At 58.6% G+C, this 4657-nt stretch carries 3 protein-coding genes; all 3 read right to left on the bottom strand.

Features of this window, described 5'->3' with window-relative positions:
• Positions 1-140 precede the first annotated feature (140 nt).
• Entirely contained in the window at positions 141-2012 is a 1872-nt protein-coding gene (locus tag OQK_RS18715; RefSeq protein WP_016773726.1) for an MFS transporter, read from the bottom strand.
• 96 nt (positions 2013-2108) lie between these two features.
• Positions 2109-3260 carry a TDT family transporter gene (locus OQK_RS18710; protein ID WP_016773725.1) on the bottom strand — a complete coding sequence of 384 codons (1152 nt, stop codon included), beginning with the start codon at positions 3258-3260 and terminating at the stop codon, positions 2109-2111.
• A gap of 115 nt (positions 3261-3375) precedes the next feature.
• Positions 3376-4563: an MFS transporter gene (locus OQK_RS18705; RefSeq protein WP_038861958.1), complete on the bottom strand. Its 1188-nt coding sequence runs from the start codon at positions 4561-4563 to the stop codon at positions 3376-3378.
• Between the last annotated feature and the right edge of the window lie 94 nt (positions 4564-4657).

Here is a 4657-nt window from a genome sequence, read left to right as displayed (position 1 = left end):
CGTTACCGGGTTGATCGGGCTCAAGGTCAGCGCTTAAGCCACCGGCCCCATCGCTGGCAAGCCAGCTCCCACAAGATTGGTGTACACCATCGAACCTATGGGAGCTGGCTTGCCAGCGATGAGGGCCGTCCAGTCAACAACTATCTAACAGCCCCGCGCAACTCCCCCACCAACACCTGCAACTTCGCCGGCTCCGTCCCTTCAGTAATCGCCGGCCCCGCCACCAGCGTCACCCGCGACCACAAGCGATGGAACAAGCCCTTGTTCGGATCGCGACTGAAGAAACTCCCCCACAATCCTTGCAACGCCAGCGGAATCACCGGTACCGGCGTCTCCTCCAGAATGCGCGTTACGCCGCCGCGAAACTCGTTGATCTCGCCATCGGCGGTCAATTTGCCTTCTGGAAAGATGCACACCAATTCGCCGTCCTTCAGATATTGGGCAATGCGCGTGAAGGCTTTTTCGTAGATCTGGATATCTTCCTGGCGCCCGGCGATAGGAATCGCGCCCGCCGTGCGAAAGATGAAGTTCAGCACCGGCAGGTTGTAGATCTTGTAGTACATGACAAAGCGAATCGGCCTACGCACGGCACCGCCGATGAGCAAGGCGTCAACGAACGACACGTGGTTGCACACCAACAGCGCCGCGCCCTCGTCCGGGATCGCTTCAAGGTTGCGGTGCTCGACGCGGTACATGGAATGGCTGAGCAGCCAGATCATGAAGCGCATGCTGAATTCCGGAACGATTTTGAAGATGTAGGCATTGACGCCGATGTTCAGCAGCGACACCACCAGGAACAGTTGCGGGATCGACAGCTTGGCGATGCTCAGCAAAATGATCGAAACAATCGCCGACACCACCATGAACAACGCGTTGAGAATGTTGTTGGCGGCAATCACCCGCGCCCGTTCGTTTTCAGCCGTGCGCGACTGGATCAGCGCGTACAGCGGCACAATATAGAAACCACCGAAAATGCCCAGGCCAAGGATGTCGATCAACACCGCCCAGGTGTGCACGAAGCCCAGCACGGCAATCCAGCTATGGCCGGTGACGCTGTCCGGGATCCCACCGGAATGCCACCACAGCAACAGGCCGAACACGGTCAGGCCAAACGAGCCAAAGGGCACCAGTCCGATCTCGACTTTGCGCCCCGAGAGCTTCTCGCAGAGCATCGAACCCAGCGCGATGCCCACCGAAAACACGGTCAGGATCAGCGTGACCACGGTTTCGTCACCGTGCATCCATTCCTTGGCGTAGGCCGGGATCTGCGTCAGGTAAATCGCCCCGACAAACCAGAACCACGAGTTGCCGACAATCGAGCGCGACACCGCAGGTGTCTGGCCCAGACCGAGTTTCAGCGTCGCCCAGGACTGGCTGAAGATATTCCAGTTCAGGCGCATTTCCGGCGACGAGGCCGCCGCGCGCGGAATGCTGCGGCTGGCCAGATAACCCAGCACGGCAATGCCGACGATCGCTGCGGAGACTACCGGCGCGTAGTGCTCGGACGACATCATGATCCCGGCGCCGATGGTACCGGCGAGAATCGCCAGAAACGTGCCCATTTCCACCAGACCGTTGCCGCCGACCAGTTCATCGTCGCGCAAGGCCTGCGGCAGGATCGAATACTTCACCGGGCCGAACAACGCCGAGTGCGTGCCCATGGCGAACAGTGCCACCAGCATCAGCGACAGATGATCGAAGAGGAAGCCGATCGATCCTACGGCCATGATGGCGATTTCCGCGAGCTTGATCAGACGGATCAGCGCGTCCTTGGCGAATTTTTCCCCGAACTGCCCGGCCAGCGCCGAGAACAGGAAAAACGGCAGGATAAACAGCAGCGCGCAGAGGTTGACCCAGATCGAGCGATCGCCCTCGATGGTCAACCGATAGAGGATGGCGAGGATCAACGACTGCTTGAACACGTTGTCGTTGAACGCGCCGAGCGACTGGGTAATAAAGAAGGGCAAAAAGCGCCGGGTGCGCAACAGGTTGAACTGTGAGGGGTGACTCATCTTCCGTGTTTCCTGATGTTAGGTAGTGAGGCCTGGGTGCTTGTTATTGGAATCCCGCACCACGATCCAGGCCACACCTTACCTAAACTTTTCGGATTATTTCTTCAAACCTGCGATACACGGCGAGACAAACAGCTCGCCTCGCCACGCGCCCTGCACGGTGCGCTTGCCGACGATCAGCCACATTGCCGCCAACAAAATCACCAGCGCCGTACCGAACACACTGAAAAATGTCAGGTTGAGGATGCTTGCCAGTTTCAGCGTCGCCAGCGAATACACGCCCAATGGGAAGGTGAAGCCCCACCAGCCGAGGTTGAACGGAATGCCGTCACGCAGATAACGCACGGTGATCAGCAGCGCCATCAACATCCACCACAGACCAAAACCCCACAGCGTGATCCCAGCGACCAGACCCAGGCCTGAAGCAATTTCACCGACGCCGGGCAGACCATTCGCGGCAAAAATCGCTGGTGCCTCACCGCCCAACAGCAACATGCCCAGCGCACCGGTGCCGATCGGACCGAGGGCCAGCCAACTCGACGCGGCCATGTTTTCGTGAGGTAGCTTGTGCAGAGCCATACGCAACAACAGGATGGTCAGAATGCTGAACGCCACCGGCAGGGAGAAAGCCCAGAGCACATAGCTGGTGGTCAGTACGACGAGTTGCGCATAGGCGTCGGTCAGATGCGGGGCGAGCAAACCGCCGCTGGCCGCTGCTACTTCCGCCGCCACCACCGGCAGCAACCAGACCGCGGTCATTTGATCGATGCTGTGTTCCTGACGAGTAAACATCATGTACGGAATCAGCACGCCACAGGCCAGCGACATCGCTACATCGATCCACCACAACGCTTCAACGATATGAATGACACCGTCCCCCCAGCGCGGCAGGCCGAACAACAGAAAGCCGTTGATGATCGTCGCCAGGCCCATGGGAATGGTGCCGAAAAACATCGACACGGTGGAATGACCGAAAATCCGCCGCGCCTCGTCAAAGAACAAAATCCAGCGCGCGGCGTAGGCAGCAGTAAACAAGCTGAACAACAGAATGTTGAACAGCCACAGCCCCTCGGCCACGACGCGTAATCCGGGAATGGCCAGCGGTAACTGAGCCAGCGCCAATGCCAGCACACCGGTGCCCATAGTCGCGGCGAACCAGTTCGGCGTGAACTGGCGGATCACTTCACGCGGATGCTGCAGCTGGCTGAAAGGTTTGTAGCCGGGGGTGACACTGTTAGGGCAAATCATCATGAACTCCTGTCCTCTGGTGAGGTTGAGTCCATGGTAGATCCGAATCGAATATCGATATAACGGGTAATATCTCTAACTGTTATCTGTTTTGCAGATAAGTCTCTACATGCGCTCAAGGAGCGCTGCAAACTCTGCCTGTCTGCGGACGCAGACTGAGCAGCAGCGCAGCCAAGGCCAGCACGATCAACACAACGCCGTAACCATCAGTGGTCGCCAGCAACCCGAAACTGCGCGCCAAGTGCCCGGCAAGCAACGCCGGCAAACAGAACGCCAGATAACTGAGCACGTAATACGCCGACATCAACCCGGCTCGTTCATGCGGCAAAGCCAGAGGTACCAGGCTGCGCACCGCTCCGAGAAAGCCCGAACCAAAGCCGCAACCGGCGACCAGTGTGCCAAAGAAAAACAACGACAGACTGGCGCCATGCACGCCGAGCAGAATCAGCACTAGCCCGATTGGCAGCAGGCTCGCGCCCAGCCGCAGCGCCTGAGCGGCCGGACGATTGCGCATCATGAAAATCATCAACGCACCGGTCACGGTGAGCGCCGCGACCGTAGCGCCGCCGATCAGATTGGAGGTAGAACCAGTGGCCGTGCGCACCAATGACGGTGCCAGCGAGGCATAAAAACCACCGAGCGCCCAGGTTGCGGTGTTCAGCGGCAGCACTCGCCACAAGGTTGAACGCGCTTGCACCGGCACGTGCAGGGTCGGTCGCAACGACGCCAGCGCCCCACCTTGCCGCGAGACACTTTCCGGCAGGCGCCAGACATACACGCCTTGCAACACAAACAGTGCCAACAGTAACCAGTAAGTCAGCTGTAACGGCGCCGGTGCAAATTCTGCCAGCAAGCCACAACCCAAACCGCCCAGAGCCATCCCGAGTAACGGCGCGACACTGTTGATCAGCGGCCCCTGCTGCCGGTCGGTGTCGAGCAGCGTTGCGCTCAATACGGCTGTGGCCATGCCGGTGGCGAAACCTTGCAACACCCGTGCGCTGATCAACCAAGCCACGCTATCGGCATAGATGAACAGCAACATCGCCAGCGCATTGAGCAACACGGCGGTGAAGATCACCGGTTTGCGTCCGAGATGGTCGGAAAGCGAACCGACCGTCAGCAACGCTGCCAACAGACTGAAAGCATAAACAGCGAAGATCAGCGTCAATATCGCTGCCGAGAAATGCAGTTGATCCTGATACAAGTGATACAACGGCGTCGGGGCGGTGGAAGCGGCGAGAAAACTGAGTAAGGTGATCGCCAGAAACCACAAGCTGAACCGGTGGGAAGCGAGATTATTCAACGGGCTGGTCATCGGCACACTCCACAAAAGCTAATTTTTTGCTTTTGCGCAGTGTGCTACCGCTCAGCGCTTAAAGCAAATTCTTTGTGTTAAG

It is taken from the genome of Pseudomonas sp. R62, from assembly GCF_000257605.1.
Lineage (GTDB): Bacteria > Pseudomonadota > Gammaproteobacteria > Pseudomonadales > Pseudomonadaceae > Aquipseudomonas > Aquipseudomonas atacamensis.
Note: the sequence above shows the minus strand (reverse complement) of the source record. Positions and strands in the feature narration are given on the sequence as shown.